The organism is Vibrio vulnificus CMCP6, from assembly GCF_000039765.1.
GTDB lineage: Bacteria > Pseudomonadota > Gammaproteobacteria > Enterobacterales > Vibrionaceae > Vibrio > Vibrio vulnificus_B.
This window is the reverse complement of record NC_004460.2, coordinates 169,920-189,063: the sequence shown is the minus strand read 5'-3', so window position 1 is coordinate 189,063 and position 19,144 is coordinate 169,920. Positions and strand designations below refer to the sequence as shown.

Here is a 19,144-nt window from a genome sequence, read left to right as displayed (position 1 = left end):
CATTAACCGCTGGGTTCGTTTTTTATCGCGTGCTGTCAATGCGTCACAGGATTGTCAGCACATCCGCCAATCATGACCTCAAAGATGCAAGAAAGCTTATTGATTTTGTTTAAAAAAGCGCTCTGCAGAAGCAAACAATGCATTACAGTGTTTTTCTTGCTGGCTATATTCTTCACTTCCCTTGGACATGGATTCTAATAGCGCTTTAGCTTCATGGTATTCTTTAACCATTTGTTCAAACTTGGTTTCATAACCGCTTTTTTTATTATGATGTTTTACGCGTTTTTTACTCATTTATTTTTCCTTCATCGAACATCATAATAACTCATAATTTAAATATATTTTCGTCTACAGACTGTTTATAAACTCAACTCTAACTAGCGCCCTACCGTATAAAAACGAGAGAACACAAAATCGTGAGTCGCAAAACGCCCAGATGAAAATACATGATAACAATCAGCAATATACCGATCGTTTAATATCAATAAACCATCAATTATTATGATATAAAAACTGAGGCTATTTAATGGAAGATAAAGAAGAAGTAACTACAGATGTAATATAACGAAAGGAATCGAAAGAAAACTAAGAATAGACTTGAACTATATATTTCATAAATAACACATGTTTGAAAACCATGTGCACTATACTCCGATCATTCGAAAATGATAGAAATTTCTCTGATTAAATTTCTGCTGCTTTTCCTTTTTAAAGAGTTTAAAAGTCTATGAACTCGCCACTGCCTAGCTGAAACGACAAGTAGCTTGGCCAAAAAATGGCATGACGCTGAAATGGCAACCTAAAAAAACGCCAGCAATCTTGCTGGCGTTTTTTAAATTCGTTCAATTAGGCTGGAAGACGTTGCCCTGGCGCTTTGGTTTTTTTCTGGCGGTAACTGAACCATAGGTACGTCACCACAATTGAGAAGAACAAGTACGAAAGCGAGAAGATGAATGGCGAGCCAATCAAATCTTGCGATAGTCCCCAAAATACGCCGATAACCGTCACTGCTAACTTAGACAGCATGCCGCAAAGCAACAGGAAAACCGCCAGTTGAGGGAAACGCGAGCTGCGGAATGCAAACCAGTAACAACTGCCTACCGCCAGAGATGAAATATAGAGACCAAACAAGAAAGAGTGGATGTGGTCAGCAGAGGCATAACCCGCCGTAACAGATATCAGTAGAATAAGGAAAATCTTCATATACACCTCGCTATAAAAGCCTAAAAAGCATCCTTTCAATATTGCAATCTCAGTTTCCGCTATATTTTGCCAAACTAGTTTCAGAGATCAAGAGGCCAAACCTGTACAAAATGTGTACAAACATTAATCAAACCAACTGATTTTACATATGATTAACACAATGATTTTTAAGAATCCTTTGTCTACGGCATTTCGAGAGAAAAGTGTAAATTTAGAAAAGGATTGTTACATTCATTTAACAGCAGAAAATATTTTGTCTTTTTTTTAGCAATGTGAACTCAGTACCATATCGACTCTCTTCCGCATATCTAAGCCCCGCCAGATAAGCGCTCAACATCCAAAGATCACAAGATTTTCACAAACAAGCGTTAATTCAGAAAACTCTGTAACAACACTTTTTTAACGTATCAAAATATTTTCAGATCTGGCCTTAAAAAGAGATTCCAATCACAAAAGGATTGGTTATAATCCGCGCTCATTGCGTTATCTGTTGAAAAACGCAAACTAATTTTGAGTTTAACCACCTTTTTATTCGCCCCCTTTTGGTATTACCAGAAGCAACACTGAGAACAAAAATGAGCAAGATTGATAAAGCTATGCGCATCCTGCTTGCAGGATTCTGTATCAACCTTTGTCTTGGCATCCTGTATGCTTGGAGTGTATTCAACAAAGCACTAGTGACTGAGTCAGGCTGGAGCGCTGCAGAAGCGTCTGCCCCTTACGCAACCGCAACGATCACGTTCTCTATTTGTCTTCTTGTTGCTGGTATTCTTCAAGACCGCATGGGTCCACGTATGATTCTTATCCTAAGTACTGTTCTTACAGGTCTAAGTATGATTGCATCTGGTTTTGTTGACTCTCCACTGATGCTCAACATCACGTTTGGTGTGATCACCGGTGCGGGTATCGGTTTTGGTTATGCTTGTCTATCTCCATCGGCGATGAAGTGGTTCCACGCATCGAAGAAAGGCATGGTTAACGGCATCATCGCAGCAGGTTTTGGTCTTGCAACGATCTACCTAGCGCCACTGACTTCAGCTCTGATCACGAACATGGGTATTCAGACCAGTTTTATGATTCTTGGTGTTGGTGTTCTTGCTATCGCGGTGCCTCTAGCGGCAACCATCAATAACCCACCAGCAGACTACACCCCAGCAGAGCCGAAAGTAAAAAAAGGCCAAGCACCTAAAGCGGTGAAGAAATCTGACGATCTGACGTGGAAAGCGATGCTTAAAACGCCACAGTTCTACGCACTATGGATCATGTACGCATTTGCAGCGTCTGTTGGCCTGATGATCATCGGTAACATCACCACCATCGCAAGCGTTCAAGCAAACCTGCCTAACGCGGTTTACCTTGCGTCTATTCTTGCGGTATTTAACTCAGGCGGCCGTGTTGCAGCAGGTATGCTTGCAGACAAGATCGGCGGCGTGCGTACGCTTCTTCTCGCGTTCGTTCTACAGGGCATCAACATGGTTCTGTTCGCAACGTTCCAATCTGAGTTCACTCTGATCATTGGTACGGCTATCGCAGCAGTAGGTTACGGTACGCTTCTTGCGGTCTTCCCTACTCTAACCGCAGAATTCTACGGTCTGAAAAACTACGGCACTAACTATGGCGTACTTTACACAGCATGGGGTATTGGTGGTGCGATTGGTGCAGCAGTGGTTGGTTTCTCTATGACCAACGGCACAGGCTACACCTTGGCTTACACAATTTCAGCCGTGATGATGGGCGTTTGTATTGTGCTTGCACTGGTAACGAAACCACTTTCAGAAGCGAAAGTCGCAGAGCTGAAAAAGGCGTAATTACGCGTTGATTTGAACATGAAAAGGCTTAACCTACGGGTTAAGCCTTTTTTATTGTCGGTCGTTTATGGAAAACAGCGTTGAACTCGCCCCGGATTACTATCTCGATAACTTTTTTAAGCTTACGCGCCACGCACTGCAGTGGTACCAAGATTTGCTGACAACAGACGAACAGCAATGGCTTTTGGCGTTCACTGAGCTTGATAAGCGTGCGCAATGCCTGTTGGTGCGTTTGTACAGTCGCAAAGGCTGTTGGTTTCGCAGTGATAAACTGCATTACGCTGAAATTCCCCAACTTGATCACACCCTAGACATGCTCAACCAAGGCGAGTTTGTCGAACTCTCTCCCGTACTTTCTCATCAAGAGCTCGCTCTCTACTTACTGACAAAACCAGAGTTGCTTTCGCTCTACCCTCACCTCGCCAAAACGCAAAAGAAAGAGGCACTAGTCAGTTGTCTAAGCGACGACGCCTTCACTCAGTTTGAGGAATTAGCATTCACCGTCATCAAGCTTAACTCCGCTCACATGATCGACCTGTTACTAACGTTGTTTTTTGCAAACACCCATCAAGATCTGAGCCAATTCGTTTTGGATGATCTTGGTCTGCATCAATTCGAAGCTTACCAGTTAAGTAAAGAGCGGCGATTCTTCGATAGCCGAGAACAGATTGACCGCTTAATCGACCTTAGCGAACTTTCGAACCGTTACTGGCTTTGTGATAGAAAACAAAAGGAGAATCTGGATCAACTGCTGGCAGCACTTCCTGGCCCTGTGGCACATCCCTATGTCGACCGTAAACGCGAACACCTGCTTAATGACATTGCCCGAGATTTTGAACGGCTTGGTGAGTTCACCACGGCGCTCACACTGTTTGAACAAACCACACTGGCGCCGAGCCGAGAACGCCGTGCGCGTATCTACGATAAACTGGAACAGAACCAGCCATTTAGTGACATTGTCACCGAAATGCTCACCCAGCCAATTGACGTCTCTGAATTTGAAGTAGCCCAGAAGCTAGAACAGAGACTAAAACGCAAGTTGGGCGAAAAACTGCCGCGAGCCAGCAAGCCTCAATGCGACGAATACCGCCTCTCGCTCGATCTGTCGCAACAACGCGTCGAACTCGCAGCGTTGACGCATTTTGAGCGTTTAGGTTGGCAAGTGTTCTACAGCGAAAATGCGCTGCTCAACGGTTTGCTCGGGCTCACTTTCTGGCCTGCCTTCTTTGCTCCCGTCGAAGGCGCATTCATCAATGCCTACCAACATCGCCCTCTTGATTTGTATCATGACGATTTTGCGCACAAGCGTGCCGCCGAAATCGAACAGGCGTTTACTCAGTTATTAACCGGTGATAATGCGTTTATTTTGCAGCGTTTTCGCGAGAAACAGGGAATTGCGAACCCACTGGTGCAGTGGTCAGCACTCTCAGAAAGCCTACTTTTGCATGCCTTAGAAAGCATACCGCGTGAAAGTTTGGTGGCGTTATTTAAGATCCAGCTCAGTGATTTAAAACTCTACCGCAATGGCATGCCCGATTTGATCGCTTTCAAAGATGGTGAGTATCAATGGATTGAAGTCAAAGGGCCCGGTGACAAACTGCAAGATAATCAGTGGCGTTGGATACACCATTTCAAGCAATTAGCGATTCCTTTCGCTGTGTGTTACGTAGAGCATCAAGCTGGTGAGGCAGACTAGCCGCGCGCCGACATTTTTCGCTCGTCTTTTTTCTGTTTGATCTGGTCAATCACGTACTCTGGTGCGACTTTTTGCAGCTCTGTCAAACAGAGTTCTGTCTTGGGATTGTCGTACCGTGCGTAGATATCGCACACCGCATAGAGTTGCTCTGGCGCTCCTGATATTAAGTAGGCTTGTTCGAAAGCACCAACCGATTTCTGCAAATCAAACGGCTCTTGCAACACACCATTGAGATACCAGTAGTAGCTGTTGTTTTCGGCCATGTTGGCAGCCAATTCCATCTCTTGCGCCGCCGCATTTTTGTCATCCAAACGAACCAACGTCAGCGCTTTGGAATAATGCAACGCCGCATTGCTTGGATGTCGTTGAATAGCGTCGTCTAGCGTTTCTATCGCCTCACCATCGTTTTTCTGTGCACGATAGTTATCTGCCAAGCTGAGCCAAACTTGCGGGTTATCTGGCGTTTGCTCAGTCAGTTGCTGATAGAGTGGCTGCGCTTTGTCCCACTGCTTATACCAACGATAAACGTCCGCCAGCAGCAATTGAGAATCGGTGTCTTTTTTCTGCGCCAAATAACGAATAAGCACCTTTGTCGGGGCATTTAACGCTTGCTGTTGGCTCTCACTGAGATTGCCATAGTCACGCAGCAAATTCGCCGTAGCCGCCAATCTCACCATTTCGGTGTCATCGGTGAGCAATGGCGAAACCATGCGCCAACGGTGAACAATATTGTATGGGCCAGCACCAACAATGGCCGCTTCACGTAATGCTGGGTCACTTTCTTGCAGGTTACGACTGACCGCCACCAGCGCGTTTTGGCTTGGGTAGTTGGCCAAATTTCTTAGCGCGCCTACACGCAGCTCGGTCGGCAAGCTTTTGTCTTGCGCTTGGTAGGAGAGTTTCGACACCATTTCCTGAGGAGAAGTGGCGTGAGTGAGCTCATGAGTTGCACTTTTACCTGCGCTTTCACCTGCACTAGGCGACTGCATAAAAGAGACGTCATGCGCGCTTACTTGCGCGGTGAGGCCCAAGGCCGCGAGTAAAAGAGTGTGGGAACGTGTCGTCATTTTTACCTCAACGCTGGATCTCAAAACTTAGTCTCAAAACGCGGTGTGCGGCTTGCCAACTGGCGCATCGCTTGATCACTGTATTGACCGTGAACCACCGGATGGCCCGTGGCGCGTAAAACATACGCCAGAGCTTTGTCTGCGTGAGCGAAAAACTTTTTCCAACCCGCACAAAGATAGTTAAGCCCCGGTTCACCCTGTTTCGTGCGGATAAAACGGTTTTTCGGACATTCACCAAAGCAAGCAAACTGATACTCACATTGTTGGCATTGGCTGGTTAACGAACGCACCTTGGCGTAACCAAATTTTTGTTGCTCATCGCCATAGGCCAAGCGCTCTAATGACTGCTGATGAATGTTGCCTATTTTATATTCGGGATAAACATAGTGGTCACACGCAAACACATCGCCATTCGGTTCCATGGCTAAGCCTTTGCCGCAAATTTCTCCTAGTGTGCACAGCGGGTTCTTTCGCCCCATCCACGTTTCGACACTGGCTTCAAAATATTGCACAAAGACCTTACCGATATCGTGTTGAATCCACTCATCGAAGATGGCAATGAGAAAATTGCCCCACGCCTCGTCTGCGACACACCATGGCTCCATTACTGAATCTTTGTGGCCGGGAATGAGACGCTTATCTCCTTGCTTGAGCTGCGCTTGCGGTTGCCATGTTTGTGGGGCGGTTGTCCGAAAGCTTTTCTGCTCGACAATTGGGATAAATTGCATTTGTGGCGAACGCACCTCATCTCGTAGAAAGCGATACACTTCTAACGGGTTACGGCTGGTCAAATTGTTCACACAAGTTAGTGTGGCGAACGGCACTTGATGTTTGTGCAACAGCTCCACCGCGTTCATCACTTGTTTAAACGTGCCTCGTCCCGCACGGTTGGTGCGGTAGGCGTTATGCATCATTTCAGGACCGTCAATACTCAGCCCCACCAAGAAATTGTGCGCTTTAAGAAATGCACACCAGTCGTCATTCAGTAAGGTACCATTGGTTTGCAGATCGTTGGCGATGGTTACCCCTTCTGGCTGGTATTTGGCTTGGAATTCAACGATTTTTCGGAAGTAATCCAAGCCAAGCATCGTCGGCTCTCCCCCTTGCCATGAGAAGATGATTTCAGGCGTATTTTGCCCTTCAATGTACTGACGAATATAGGTTTCGAGCGTCGCCTCATCCATCACGGGCGTACAGCCCTTCTTATACTCAAGTAAGTCCTGTTTACTTAGGTAATAGCAGTACGTGCAGTCGATGTTGCAGGCAGCACCAATCGGTTTTGCCATCACGTGTAAACGCTTTGATGCTTTACCATTAAACTGTGGGCCCTGAGTAATCTGCATAATTCACCTTATTTCTTCGCGCTGAGCGCCAAGTCTTGTTTGAAGAAAATATCGATAAATGCATCTTAAAAGGCTTTCCGAACAAGGGCTTGTTATACCCGTTATAACCTTTTTTCATGGCAACAATGCGTAAGCTGGAAGCTCGCTGACTTAAGGAGCATTTCGGATGACTTTATCGCCTCGTCACTGGCTTTTTCCCCTATTTCCTCTCACGGTGGCTTTGCTGGCCAACGGCTGTAGCTCAACGCCCCATCCCGTCGCCATGGCCATTAACCAAGATATGGTGTTGGTCGAAGGCGGCACTTTTGAGATGGGTTCTGAACATCCCAGTGCAAAGAACTCTGAAACCCCTGCGCATCCAGTGACAGTGGATAGTTTTTACCTTGCCAAATTCGAAGTCACTCAAGCGCTATTTGAATCGGTGATGGGTTCTTCACTGAGCTATTTCCCAAATCCAAACGTTCCCGTCAACAACTTAAGTTGGCAGCAAGCGAACTACTTTATTGAACGCTTGAACACCCTGACAGGCGAGCACTACCGCTTACCGACGGAAGCTGAATGGGAGTTCGCCGCTCGCGGTGGCGTGCATAGTCAAGGGTTCACGTACGCAGGCTCGAACAACATTGATGAGGTGGCTTGGTATGCGAGTAATGCCAATAACCAAGCTCATCCGGTGGGATTAAAGCAACCCAATGAGCTCGGACTCTATGACATGACGGGCAACGTGGGGGAATTTGTCATCGATGCTTTTGACGCGGGTTACTACACATACGCCCCAAGCCACAACCCAAGTAATGCCAAAGAAGAAACGGCGGGCTTGGCGCATAAATCCGTTCGCGGCGGCAGCTTCTCTTACGCCGCAGACGAATCGGAAAACTTCCGACGTGATTTCGCCAGTCAATCGATACGCATGGCCGATATGGGCCTAAGACTGGCAAAAGACATTGATTGATCGACAACATCAAAGAGGACGACAATGAAAGCAGTTTGGCTCACTGGCGCATCGCTACTTTGCGCTTTCACCCCCAATGCAATCGCGGCAGCAACCGAAAAGCCAGCCTTAGTATTGCAAATTACCGTTGATGGATTGCGTGGCGATTTACTCGACCGATACAAGCATAACTTCGCGGAAAAAGGCTTTCGCTATTTGATGGATGAAGGGGTCTATTACACCAATGCGCACTATCAGCACGGCAATACCGAAACCATCGTCGGTCATGTGTCGCTAGCAACTGGCGCGCCGCCGTCGGTTCACGGTATGGTTGGCAATGTATGGTACGACAGACAGAAAGAGCGCCTTGTTTACAATGTCGAAGATGAAAACTACGCCATGCTCAATAGCCATGCTGGTGTCAACAAAGCGACCGAAATCGACCCAACTCAAAAAACCGCGCTGAAAGATGGCCGCTCACCACAACCCATTTTGACGACGACGTTTAGTGATGAACTGGCGCTCTCTTCCAACGGCAAAGCTAAGGTGTTTTCGGTCTCCGTCAAAGACAGAGGCGCAATTTCATTGGGTGGCCATGCTGGCAAAGCGTTTTGGTTTTCCAAAGCAACCTCAGAATTTGTCACCAGCAACTATTATTATGACCAGACACCACAATGGGTGACTCACTGGAATGCCGAGAAAATTCCCGCACAATACTCAGGTCAAAAATGGTCACTCACTCTGCCGCAAGAACGCTACACACTCCAAGAAATCAGCCAAGAACATAAGGTGGACCTTGCTGGTTTTGCCCGCACTTTCCCCCACCCTTATGGCCCAGCCAGCTTTAAGTATTTTTCCACCATGCTGACCTTGAGCCCGGCGGGTGATGAGATCACGGCCAACTTCGCACAACGAGTGTTGGAGAAAGAGCAATTAGGTAAGGGCGACACCACCGATTATCTTGCGGTGAGTTTTTCGTCAAACGATTATGTGATTCACATGTACGGTCCTAACAGTCTGGAAACCGAAGATAACTTGATCCGGCTTGATCGCACCTTAGCGAAGTTGTTTGACGCAGTGGATAAGCAGGTAGGATTGGACAATACGCTGATTGTTCTCTCCGCTGACCATGGCGTGCCCGAAGCATCACCGAATGCTCGTCAAATTGGCTTGCGCCAAGCGCAGTATTTCGACCAAAAGACACTGTTCTCAACCCAAATAGAGCAGCGTTTAAAGCAAGAATTTGGTTTAAGTAAAGACGCCATTCGCCTCTACGCGCAGCCTTACATCTACCTTAACCATGAGGTGATTGCCAAGAGCAAGGCAAGTTTAGCGGATGTGCAAGCGCTGATCGCTGAAGAAGTCTCGAAGGTGGAAGGGGTTGCTTACGCCATCACCAGCAGCGACATCGAAAACAATCGAGTCGTGGATAGCCGCATAACGAAGTTGATCAAAAACAACTATCACCCACAACGCTCGGGCGATATCTATTTGGTTTTTGGCGCTCGTAGCTACATCAATGATATGGACGGCTTAACCATTGCATCGACGCACGGTTCGCCATGGCGTTATGACACGCATGTGCCCGTGATTTTTGCCGGCTATGATGTGAACGCGCAGCGCGTTTCTCGAGCGATCACTCCGTATGACGTGGCGCCAACCTTATCCAATAAGCTTGGTATTACCCAGCCCAGTGGGGCGACTGGTCAAGTGCTCAGTGAGGTAGTGAGAGAGGTGGTGAGATAGGTGGCAACGCCTTAAGCGCGCCATGCAAACAGGCACAAAAACGGCAGAGATGGTTTCATCACTGCCGTTTTTCTATTTACTATCGTTTCAACACCTTAACTGCCGCTTTGAGTTGATTTCGCAGCCATTGATGCGCACTTTCGCTGCTGCGGCTTGGATGCCAAATCGCACATAAATCGTAAACATCGTGATCAAAAGGCAGAGACACCGCTTTGATGTTGTAGGTCCCGGCAAAGGCATTGATGGTCGACTCCGGCAACATACCAATGTACTCACTGCCGTGGATAACGGGTAACATTTCCAATGCCCCGGACGCACGATAGGCAATTTTTCGTTGCGCTAAATCGGCAATATCTTCTTCACTCATTAAGCTTTTGCGCGCGTGCCAGCGTGAAACCACCACATGCTCTTCTGCCAAAAACTGCGCGACGGAACACGCGTCAGCAATACGTGGATGATCCGCACAGCAGACCACCATTAATCGTTCGGAAAAAATGGGCTCCACTTTTAAGGTCGTCCACCCTCTTGGCGCCATGTCGATGATCAAATCATAACGCTGCAACCGCAAGTCACTTTCGTAATCTTCCGTAAACAGGGGGTGCACTTCCAAGGAGATATTGGGCGCGTGCTGACGAATTTGCTTCAAAAGCTGTGGCATCAACTCGTAACTGGCGACCGAAACACAAGCAATCGAGAAAATCCGATTGGACACTTTGGCTTCAAATTCACTGGATGCGGATAAGGTCGAGGTGAAGTTTTTAAATGCGGTCAGCATTGCTGGATAAATGTCCACGGCGAAACTGGTGGGCTCTACGCCAGATGGGCTGCGGTGAAACAACGGCTCATCGTAAATATCACGCAAACGTGCCAGCGCTTTGCTCACCGCAGGCTGGCTAATATCCAAACGCGCCGCCGCTTTCGAGAGATTCTGCTCTTCAAAAATCGCAACAAAAATGGGGATGAGATTCAAATCGGTATTTTTCATGGCAAACCGGGAACACAAACGAATGGCCCAATTTTACCCAACCCCACGCCATGGCACGATGAGCGTGCTGTAAAAGTTAGTGACAGAACGCATTTTAGCGAGATTTAACCCGTCATTGACCCAAACTGAGCCCATCTCCGCTAGGGTCCACTCGACAAGGCCGTGCAGTTGAAAGCGATTCTTAAAAACAATCGTTAAAAGCGATAACGGAGTGCGACGATTCCTATTCTGTTGCTATGATTTCTGCCCATTCTTTTTCGCTTGATTATTTTTCGCCTGCTGCTGGCGGTGCAAATTAGGCAATGCCTTGGGCAAAGAAATACGCCAGTAACCTCGTGACTTTGCTTGTACGCCTTGCCAAAGCTGCTTCATCAGAGAAACGTCTTCTACACCTTGATGAAACTGCGCCGTGCTCTGTTGCCAAGGTGTTGAATTATGCGCTTTAGCGATCTGCAACTCGCCATCATTGACTCGTAACTGCTTGTACAACAATGCCCGAACCGCCGGCCAACGCTTGGCTTTAAGCAAACGGCGAAACACCAACCACGTCGGCAATGGCCGCGAACGATAATGGCGTTTCACCATAACGATCACTGCCATAAAGGTGAACAGGAATAATCCGCCTGCGACAAGCCACTTTGAGTAGGCACGGATAAACGACTGAAACGTATGTTTCGCATGAAAGGTGTTGCCTTCAATCACTACTGTCTCCAGCGTCTGGCTATCACTGTTCCACCACTGAAATTGGCGATCAGGTAAGCTCAAATCCCCACCTTGCTGAATCACATACACCGTTTCTTCTGTGCGACTCGAACGATAGTCACCCCTTATTTGGGTATCCTCAAGACGATTGGGTTGAGGATACGCTTGATAGCGAGGCGTGGATTCGTTGCTGAGGAGTTTGGGGAGCAACACAGAAAGGCTATCTTTGGCGCGAATGGTGATGGTTCTGGTTATGGCATCCCCGACTTTCAACGGCACAGAGGAGGTTTGCCATTGCTGCTCCACCTCAACGTCACTGGCACTAAACCAAGCCGATTGTGGCTGTATCAATCCTGAAGGCATAGAAGCGTCAAACGAAATCGGCGCAGTGTAGAGCGTGCCCGAGACGTTTTCTCCATTGGGCGCAGAGACTTGTACGCTCACCGCAATGGGAGGAACGACAAAGCGCCCCGACGCCTGCGGGTAAAGCGTGATTTCCCAGCGCTGACGCGACCACGTATGGCCGTCCTTACGCTCGGTATAGTTGGTTGCCAACGGATTACGTTGCTTGGCGATGACGTTGGGAATTTCAACGTGACCGATGCGAGTGCCCGCGGTGAACCAGCGTGGTGTCGCGACTTCGATAGTCAAAATCACCTGCTCATTAACGCTGAACACGGGAAGCGTTTTCGTCTCCTGCGCCTTCGGCGGCTGGCCAACCCAAGCCAAAAGCTCAACATGGTTGCTACGCTGCAAATCCTCAATATCCTGCGCACACGTTGTCGCACTCAGCACTAGGCTAGAAAGGGTGAGAAACATCGCCATTAGCCACTTATGTGGAAACGGAGTAGCAAATTTGGCGTACATCATCATTGCTTTTTCTCCTGTTGCTCAAGCGTTGTGTCACTTGTTTTAGCCCCTTGATGCAATTGAATTTGGAACTTAGCCGCTAGAAAGTATTTGGGGTCAGCTTCCACACGTTTTAACCATTTGTCTGCTAATGCATCACTTCCCAAGATCTCGTTTGCATTTAACGTTTCTTTAAGCATCATTTCGGCAACGGTTTGCTCGTCCACGCCGTCAGCTGTTTGGGGATTATCCCCCAACTCGATCGACTCTTCTGGGCCATCCGTGGAACCTGCTTGGCTTGCACTGGTGCGATTGATTTCTTCAACAATGCCACCAATCACGCGAAGATTGTGTTCCACGTCAGCTCTTAACTTGCGGCTCAAGGTTTCCTTATCCGCAAGTGACTGTAACAAGTTACGCGCGGCCAAGTATTCTCGCTGGCGAGCCAGCGCGCTGGCTGCATAGTAAAGTCCGAGGTCTTTGGCTTCATCTGACGGATCGTTTTGCATGGTTAAAAACGCGCTGTGTGCTAAGGCGTATTCTCCGGCGTAGTAATAGGCCGTGCCTTTGCGTAATGGATCATTGAAATGTTTGGCGGCTTGCAAGTATTGCCCTTGGTTCCACCATCGTTGACCTTGCTGGTCAGGAGTGAGCCAGAGATCCCACCACCACTGCTCCGTCTTATCCCACATCGTCTTCATGTGTGGCTGAGCTGTTTTTTCCACACTGAGCGAAACGGTTTCTGCCATGGCATTAGGCGTTGCAAGCAGCGACGTAGACACCATAGCCACCAAGCACCATTGCACTAACCAACCTTTACGAAACCAGAGCATCAGAATGATTGCGATGGGTAACAACAGTGGATAACCCATATCTTGCCACGGCATCGACGAGTCACCATTGAGCTGCATATTCCGTTCAACATATCGGTTGAGGGTTTCTATATCACGATTATCGACACTGGTTTGCACTAAACGCCCCCCCGTCGCGTTAGCCAATTTGTTCAGTGAACCTAAATCCAATGGATTGTCGGACACAACATTTGAATTGCCCGCCGCCAAGATCAGCAATTGATACGGTTTTTCTGCAAAATACGCTTTGTATGCGTCGATGGTGGCCGGATTTACCCCATCACTCACTAACAATACGCTAGAGCCAGCTTGCCCTTGCAGTTGTTGATCAATCAGAGGCAATGCTTTTTCCGCAAGCTTACCTTCTATGGGCATAATCTCGGGTGTGATTGCCGCTAGAAACGGGTCAAAGACTTTACTGTCTTGCGTTACGGGCATTGCAACATGCGCAGAGCCAGCAAACACCACTAACCCCGTGCTGCCTCCTTTTCTTGCGACTAACAAATCGCGAATTTTCTGTTTTGAGCGAGCTAAGCGACTGGGAGGAAGATCATTTTGTAGCATCGAGTCGCTGTTATCCAATATCACCAGTAGGGTGGCTTTGTCTTCACCAAATGGTGAGGCTTGGCGCTGCCAAGTAGGGCCTGCACAAATAATAATTGCTAAAGTGACATTGACCACCAATAACTTGAGTGGCAGCTGTTTGCGCCAGCCGTGCTCACCTATCGTTAACACTTGGCGTAAATGCGTTGGCAAAATGGCTTTCCAACTCGGAACACTATCCTCCCGCCACCTCATCCATAACAGTAGTAACATCGGCACAAACGCCAATAACCATTCCGGTCGGAGGAAGTGAAACTGAGAGAAAAACGGCGTCACTGTCATGCCGAATAAAGAGGTATCAAGCATGGTGTTCCCCCTGTTCATTTTCCACCGTCGTTGCTTTGATCTTCGCGTTGCGTATCCGTCGCTTCAACGTCACCACACTAAACGCAACGAGATAGAGGCCCACCACGATACCCATTAATCCATGATGCAAGCTCTGCTTAGGGCGGTAGGTGATGCTTTGGTACAACTGAGGCTCGAGTTTACCGATATCATCGTATGCGCTAGCCAACTCGTCGCGGTTCAAAGCTTGAAATGCTTTGCCGCCAGATTCACTGGCAATGCGTTCGATCGTTTGCAGGTCGAGTGCACTTTCCCCAACCGTACTGGGATCGCCCATCGCAATCACATGAATTCTGACCCCTTTTGCTTTGGCCACCTTGGCCGCGTCTATCGGTTCAACAAAGCTTCCGGTGTCATTGCCATCCGTGAGCACGATCGCCACTTTTTGCCGGGGCTTTGAAAAGGCCGCTTGGCTTGGTTCACTTTGCTCAAACACCTTGATGGCCAAACCAATGGCATCGCCCAAATGCGTACTCTGCCCCGCCATTGCAACATCGGTTTGGTTGAGCAGCGCTAACCATACTTTTTGATCCGCGGTGAACGGCGTTTGCACAAAGGCAGCATCGCCAAACAAAATCAGACCAAGACGATCCCCCTGTCTGGTTTTAGCAAAATCCGCCAGTACCTCTTTGGTGGCATCAAGACGAGAAATTTTTGCACCCGACGCACTGGTAAAATCCTGCTCAGCCATAGAGCCAGAAAGATCAACCACCACCATGACATCACGGCCCAAACTTTCGCGTATTTGCGGCGCGCCCAAAATGGTCGGTTTGGCAAGCGCACTGACCACCAGTAACCAAGACAAGACTAAGGTGGCACGTTGCCAACCACTGGGTGTTAACTGGCTGGCGCCTTCTGAGGGCGTTTCCCCCATGGCTTCCACCAACTGATGAAAGAATGGCACCTTAATGGCGGTTTGTTTGGTGCGGTACGCTGGCACAAAGTAATAAACCACCAATGGCAGCGGTAACGCCAGAAACCACAGCGGAGAGTCAAACTCGAGATGAAGAAAGCTCAACATTGACGATAGATAATCAACCATGACGCCGCCCTTTTAACCATTGGCATGAAGACAACGCTCTGCGTTGTTCAACACTGGACGCCTTCTCTTGATGAGATTTGACCCAAAGTGCCACACGCTCTTTCAGTGTTGCTCGTTCTGATTCATTCAAAGGCACATTCGGGTTCACGGTGCTTTGCACCCACTTTATTGCTAACTCATCGTCAAAAAGGGGTTGTGTTGGCATAAGCTGATTCAGCGCAGCCAAAAATGCATCGCCAAACAGGCGTGCATAGCAGTTGTCGTGGTAGATCAATACCTGTTTTACAATCGAAAATAGCTCGCTCGTCATGGCAGGATCTTTTGGATCTAACGGCACGATTGCCTGCAAAGCTTCGGCGCGATATCGGTTATCCCAACGAAAACGCGCGTATCGATAACCAATGTAGAGCAGCACCATGCCACCAATGATGGCCAACACTTTCCAACCCACCGTTTGTGGTAACCAACTGACACTCTCGGGCACCGCCACATCGTGCAATTCACGCAGAATATAGGTACTTGGTGGTGTATGTTGAATCGTCATCTATCGCCCTCCTACCCATTTTTGGAAGTGCGCAATGTGCTCGCCTCTGGTGTCCAGTTCTATGTGGGGCAAGTTTTTCATCGCCATGAGTTGTGCGAGCGACTGCCGCTGCTGTTGTGACTTTTCCGCCAAGCTGACACTGGCTGTGTCGACTTTGGCTTTGCTATCCATGTTCAGTTGATAGCGTCCATCACCAATCACCCAGTTAATGCGAGCAAGCTCTGGTGGCAGAGATTGTTCAAGTGGATCCCCCACCATCACAACGAGAATATCGTTGTGCTGCTGGAGTTGCTTTAAATGGTCAAGATGATGAGTTTCACAGTCACGCCAATCACTGATAAAAATGAGGGTCGAATGCCTTGGCTTGACGCGTTTGATCAGCTCAAGCCAATGACCAAATGAGACCGAGGTGGAATCCGTGGACTCAACGTTGAGGCTCTGATTTGTCTGCGCTAAACGCTTTAGCTGCGCTAACAAATCATTTTGCGCGCGCTTCACTTTGCTGAAGTACAACTCTTGATGCGATGCAATGACAAAGCCGACACGATCACCATCTTTCAATGCTCGCCAAGCGCACATCGCAGCAATTTCCGCCGCCACCACCGATTTCATTATCTCGGTCGAGGCAAAGAACATTCCGCTACGCTGATCGACGCACACCAACACATTGCGATCTTTTTCTTCCGTATAACGACGCACGTGGGGCTTTCCGGTACGCAACGTGACTTTCCAGTCGAGATTACGGATGTCGTCACCAAGCTGATAATGGCGCAGCTCTTCAAAGTTTAAACCTCGTCCCCGAAACAAGGAGCGGTGCCGCCCAGAGAGCACGCTGCCAGCCCTAAGATGCGGCAGCAAGCTAAAGCCGTCGGCTTGTGCTTGCAAACGAACAAGCCTTGCGTAGTCACAGTAGACTCGAGGGTCGAGTCCTTGAGGCTGAGGGGCGATCGTTGGCTTGACCATACTGGTTCCCCCTATCCGATTTCGACACAATCAAGCAGCGCTTGCACCACCGCTTGATGATCAACACCATCGGCAATCGCGTCATAGGAAAGTGAAAAACGATGCCCTAGCACGCATGGCACCATTGCACGTACATCATCAGGTGTGACGTGGTCACGTCCTTGCAACCAAGCATAGGCACGAGCGCACTTATCCAGCGCGATGGAAGCACGAGGGCTCGCCCCCACTTCAATCCACTTTGATAAGGCAGAATCGGCATAGCGCTCTGGTTTACGCGTCGCCATCACCAGTGCCACAATGTAGTTTTCGACCAATTCAGACACCGCGATGGTTGGCAATTGTCGACGGGCTTCTAACACTGTGTTGGGGTCAATCGGTTGCATGACTTGATCACCACCGACTTCTTTCTCTCCCATCTCTTCGCTGCGAACCAAACGAATAATGTCTCGCTCAGCCTCATCTTCTGGGTAGTCCACCGTGACTTTCATCATGAAGCGGTCCATTTGCGCTTCTGGGAGAGGATACGTCCCTTCTTGCTCAACGGGGTTTTGCGTGGCAAGCACCATAAAGAGCTCTGGCAGTTGATGCGTTTTGTCCCCTACCGTTATCGTGCCCTCTGCCATCGCCTCCAGCAGCGCTGCTTGGACTTTCGCCGGTGCTCGGTTCACTTCATCGGCCAGTACAATGCTGTTGAAAATTGGCCCCGCTTGAAAATGGAGCTGAGGCTTACCCTCGCGCTCTTGGTACACTTCTGTGCCCGTCACATCGGAAGGCAGCAAATCTGGCGTAAATTGGATGCGGCCAAAGCTGGTGTTAAGCCGCTTCGCCAGCGATTTCACCGATCGCGTTTTGGCGGTGCCGGGCAATCCTTCAAGCAACACATGGCCGTTGGTCAGCAATCCAATCACCAACGCCTCAACCACATGCCTTTGGCCAATGACGCTTTTTTCCGTTTGTTGAATGAGTAGATTGATGGCTTTCTGTGCGTGATTCATCGGCGTTTTCCGGTTTTGTAAACGAAAGGAAGAGATTGAAATCAGTATAAAAACAATTTGAATAACTAAAGGTTATAACGTCTATATGCCCCTTGCGGCGCGCTGCTATTCACGCCGGTCATTAGGGGCTTTGAGGATTTGAGTAATGCCAACCAACATTGGCAAGGCATAATCAAAAAAGGCTTTGATGCCCGGACACAGGTAGTTCAATCCAACTTCACCGTCAGGGGATTTGATCAAGCGATTCTTAGGACATTCACCCCAACAATATTGAAGATAAGGGCATTGCAGACAATAGCTCGGCAGCGACTCTCTTTTGGCCATACCAAAGGTGTACTGACGCGTTGACATGGCCAGCTCACTCAAATCATACTGCTGAATATTGGCCAGTTTGTATTCGGGATACACATAGTGATCGCAACTGAACACGTCACCATTGTGTTCTATCGCCAAGCCTTTGCCGCAGAACTCTGATGTCACGCAAAGTTGCGAAGGCAATCCCATCACCTGCGCAACGGCGGTTTCAAATAGATTAACGAGGACGCGCCCTAAATCGTTATTCACCCACTCTTCAAAGGTTGCAATAAGAAATTCTCCCCACTGCTGCGGGTCCACGGACCAATCCGTGACCACAGACATAGGATGCCCAGGCTTGGCCAGTTCACTGCCCACGACAGGGATCATCTGTTCATTCCAAAATTGCGGCGCTGTGGTTTGAAAACCATTCGCTTCGACAACGGGTGTAAATTGGAGATAAGTGGCACCCAACTCCTGGGTAAGAAAACGATAGACCTCACGTGGGTACTGAGCATTGTGGCGATTCACCGCGACCAAAGCGTTAAACTTCACCCCGTATTTTTTGAGCGTTTCAACCGATTTCATCACCAAATCAAAGGTGGGTTTTCCGCTTCGTGTTCGGCGGTATTTGTCATGAATTTCGCGCGGACCATCGATCGACAGCCCCACAAGAAATTGGTGTTCGGCTAGAAACTGACACCACTCATCATTGAGCAAAATGCCATTTGTTTGCAGATCATTTTCTATGCGAACTCCAACTGGCCGATATTTTTTCTGCAGTTCAACCACTTTGCGAAAGTAGTCGAGACCGAGCAGTGTCGGCTCTCCACCTTGCCATGAAAACACGATTTCATCGCCATCTTGGCTGTCTATATAACTTTTGATAAACCTTTCAAGCAGATCCTCACTCATCTGAGGCTGTTTCTTTTGATGCAGCAACGCTTCTTTATGAAGATAGAAACAATACTGGCAATCAATATTGCATTTGGCACCGCCGGGTTTCGCCATCACATGAAAACGACGTTGATAACTTTGATTGGCTTCGGGCTTCGCCGCGGTTTTCAAGGGCACAATAGGCATCGCAGTTGAATGACGAGGAGTGACTTTTTGCATCAGTATGTCTCTTTTCTGCTGTCTGAGTATGGGCAAGACGATAAATGAAGAAGAGATAGCC

Annotated in this window: 16 protein-coding genes; 4 read left to right on the top strand and 12 right to left on the bottom strand. The window is 48.4% G+C overall.

Translation table 11 applies throughout. The features are described 5' to 3' along the window. Positions 1 to 96: 96 nt before the first annotated feature. Positions 97 to 294: a hypothetical protein gene (locus tag VV1_RS15980; RefSeq protein WP_011081149.1), complete on the bottom strand. Its 198-nt coding sequence runs from the start codon at positions 292 to 294 to the stop codon at positions 97 to 99. Between the two features lie 552 nt (positions 295 to 846). Further along, positions 847 to 1,203: a hypothetical protein gene (locus tag VV1_RS15975; RefSeq protein WP_011081148.1), complete on the bottom strand. Its 357-nt coding sequence runs from the start codon at positions 1,201 to 1,203 to the stop codon at positions 847 to 849. Between the two features lie 575 nt (positions 1,204 to 1,778). On the opposite strand from VV1_RS15975, the gene VV1_RS15970 reads away from it, so the two are divergent. Together VV1_RS15970 and VV1_RS15965 are read left to right on the top strand one after the other, a co-directional pair. Beyond that, positions 1,779 to 3,011: an L-lactate MFS transporter gene (locus tag VV1_RS15970; RefSeq protein WP_011081147.1), complete on the top strand. Its 1,233-nt coding sequence runs from the start codon at positions 1,779 to 1,781 to the stop codon at positions 3,009 to 3,011. 67 nt (positions 3,012 to 3,078) lie between these two features. Further along, positions 3,079 to 4,707 (top strand): VRR-NUC domain-containing protein, encoded by a 1,629-nt coding sequence (locus VV1_RS15965; protein ID WP_011081146.1) that lies wholly within the window; start codon positions 3,079 to 3,081, stop codon positions 4,705 to 4,707. Here VV1_RS15965 and VV1_RS15960 read toward each other — a convergent pair. Then, entirely contained in the window at positions 4,704 to 5,774 is a 1,071-nt protein-coding gene (locus VV1_RS15960) for a tetratricopeptide repeat protein (RefSeq protein ID WP_011081145.1), read from the bottom strand. The two genes, VV1_RS15965 and VV1_RS15960, sit on opposite strands and share 4 nt — an antisense overlap. A gap of 20 nt (positions 5,775 to 5,794) precedes the next feature. Further along, positions 5,795 to 7,117, bottom strand: a complete 1,323-nt coding sequence (locus VV1_RS15955) for an anaerobic sulfatase maturase (protein ID WP_011081144.1) — start codon at positions 7,115 to 7,117, stop codon at positions 5,795 to 5,797. A gap of 166 nt (positions 7,118 to 7,283) precedes the next feature. On the opposite strand from VV1_RS15955, the gene VV1_RS15950 reads away from it, so the two are divergent. Further along, positions 7,284 to 8,069, top strand: coding sequence for a formylglycine-generating enzyme family protein (locus VV1_RS15950; RefSeq protein WP_011081143.1), 786 nt, complete (start codon positions 7,284 to 7,286; stop codon positions 8,067 to 8,069). A gap of 24 nt (positions 8,070 to 8,093) precedes the next feature. After that, positions 8,094 to 9,794: an alkaline phosphatase family protein gene (locus VV1_RS15945; RefSeq protein WP_011081142.1), complete on the top strand. Its 1,701-nt coding sequence runs from the start codon at positions 8,094 to 8,096 to the stop codon at positions 9,792 to 9,794. Between the two features lie 79 nt (positions 9,795 to 9,873). Here VV1_RS15945 and VV1_RS15940 read toward each other — a convergent pair whose 3' ends face one another. The 8 genes from VV1_RS15940 to VV1_RS15905 all read right to left on the bottom strand — a co-directional run bounded on the left by VV1_RS15940 (position 9,874) and on the right by VV1_RS15905 (position 19,083). Beyond that, positions 9,874 to 10,779 carry a LysR family transcriptional regulator gene (locus VV1_RS15940; protein ID WP_011081141.1) on the bottom strand — a complete coding sequence of 302 codons (906 nt, stop codon included), beginning with the start codon at positions 10,777 to 10,779 and terminating at the stop codon, positions 9,874 to 9,876. Positions 10,780 to 11,013: 234 nt separating this feature from the next. Further along, positions 11,014 to 12,354, bottom strand: a complete 1,341-nt coding sequence (locus VV1_RS15935) for a BatD family protein (RefSeq protein ID WP_011081140.1) — start codon at positions 12,352 to 12,354, stop codon at positions 11,014 to 11,016. Further along, a complete protein-coding gene (locus tag VV1_RS15930; protein ID WP_043921123.1) occupies positions 12,351 to 14,108 on the bottom strand; it encodes a vWA domain-containing protein in 1,758 nt (585 codons plus the stop codon). Before VV1_RS15930 ends, VV1_RS15935 begins: the two co-directional genes overlap by 4 nt. After that, positions 14,083 to 15,171 (bottom strand): vWA domain-containing protein, encoded by a 1,089-nt coding sequence (locus VV1_RS15925; RefSeq protein ID WP_011081138.1) that lies wholly within the window; start codon positions 15,169 to 15,171, stop codon positions 14,083 to 14,085. Before VV1_RS15925 ends, VV1_RS15930 begins: the two co-directional genes overlap by 26 nt. Next, a complete protein-coding gene (locus VV1_RS15920) occupies positions 15,164 to 15,715 on the bottom strand; it encodes a DUF4381 domain-containing protein (RefSeq protein WP_011081137.1) in 552 nt (183 codons plus the stop codon). The genes VV1_RS15925 and VV1_RS15920 overlap by 8 nt, the downstream gene beginning before the upstream one ends. Continuing rightward, positions 15,716 to 16,678 (bottom strand): DUF58 domain-containing protein, encoded by a 963-nt coding sequence (locus VV1_RS15915; protein WP_011081136.1) that lies wholly within the window; start codon positions 16,676 to 16,678, stop codon positions 15,716 to 15,718. 11 nt (positions 16,679 to 16,689) lie between these two features. Beyond that, positions 16,690 to 17,673: an AAA family ATPase gene (locus VV1_RS15910; protein WP_011081135.1), complete on the bottom strand. Its 984-nt coding sequence runs from the start codon at positions 17,671 to 17,673 to the stop codon at positions 16,690 to 16,692. A gap of 105 nt (positions 17,674 to 17,778) precedes the next feature. Continuing rightward, positions 17,779 to 19,083, bottom strand: coding sequence for an anaerobic sulfatase maturase (locus VV1_RS15905; RefSeq protein ID WP_011081134.1), 1,305 nt, complete (start codon positions 19,081 to 19,083; stop codon positions 17,779 to 17,781). Positions 19,084 to 19,144: the final 61 nt, after the last annotated feature.

What these genes read in the sequence shown, in the direction of transcription:
- VV1_RS15910 (WP_011081135.1), bottom strand. Translation starts at nt 17,673, where the DNA reads ATGAATCACGCACAGAAAGCCATCAATCTACTCATTCAACAAACGGAA.
- VV1_RS15915 (WP_011081136.1), bottom strand. Translation starts at nt 16,678, where the DNA reads ATGGTCAAGCCAACGATCGCCCCTCAGCCTCAAGGACTCGACCCTCGA.
- VV1_RS15925 (WP_011081138.1), bottom strand. Translation starts at nt 15,171, where the DNA reads ATGGTTGATTATCTATCGTCAATGTTGAGCTTTCTTCATCTCGAGTTT.
- VV1_RS15975 (WP_011081148.1), bottom strand. Translation starts at nt 1,203, where the DNA reads ATGAAGATTTTCCTTATTCTACTGATATCTGTTACGGCGGGTTATGCC.
- VV1_RS15920 (WP_011081137.1), bottom strand. Translation starts at nt 15,715, where the DNA reads ATGACGATTCAACATACACCACCAAGTACCTATATTCTGCGTGAATTG.
- VV1_RS15960 (WP_011081145.1), bottom strand. Translation starts at nt 5,774, where the DNA reads ATGACGACACGTTCCCACACTCTTTTACTCGCGGCCTTGGGCCTCACC.
- VV1_RS15935 (WP_011081140.1), bottom strand. Translation starts at nt 12,354, where the DNA reads ATGATGATGTACGCCAAATTTGCTACTCCGTTTCCACATAAGTGGCTA.
- VV1_RS15955 (WP_011081144.1), bottom strand. Translation starts at nt 7,117, where the DNA reads ATGCAGATTACTCAGGGCCCACAGTTTAATGGTAAAGCATCAAAGCGT.
- VV1_RS15945 (WP_011081142.1), top strand. Translation starts at nt 8,094, where the DNA reads ATGAAAGCAGTTTGGCTCACTGGCGCATCGCTACTTTGCGCTTTCACC.
- VV1_RS15950 (WP_011081143.1), top strand. Translation starts at nt 7,284, where the DNA reads ATGACTTTATCGCCTCGTCACTGGCTTTTTCCCCTATTTCCTCTCACG.
- VV1_RS15905 (WP_011081134.1), bottom strand. Translation starts at nt 19,083, where the DNA reads ATGCAAAAAGTCACTCCTCGTCATTCAACTGCGATGCCTATTGTGCCC.
- VV1_RS15930 (WP_043921123.1), bottom strand. Translation starts at nt 14,108, where the DNA reads ATGAACAGGGGGAACACCATGCTTGATACCTCTTTATTCGGCATGACA.
- VV1_RS15980 (WP_011081149.1), bottom strand. Translation starts at nt 294, where the DNA reads ATGAGTAAAAAACGCGTAAAACATCATAATAAAAAAAGCGGTTATGAA.
- VV1_RS15965 (WP_011081146.1), top strand. Translation starts at nt 3,079, where the DNA reads ATGGAAAACAGCGTTGAACTCGCCCCGGATTACTATCTCGATAACTTT.
- VV1_RS15940 (WP_011081141.1), bottom strand. Translation starts at nt 10,779, where the DNA reads ATGAAAAATACCGATTTGAATCTCATCCCCATTTTTGTTGCGATTTTT.
- VV1_RS15970 (WP_011081147.1), top strand. Translation starts at nt 1,779, where the DNA reads ATGAGCAAGATTGATAAAGCTATGCGCATCCTGCTTGCAGGATTCTGT.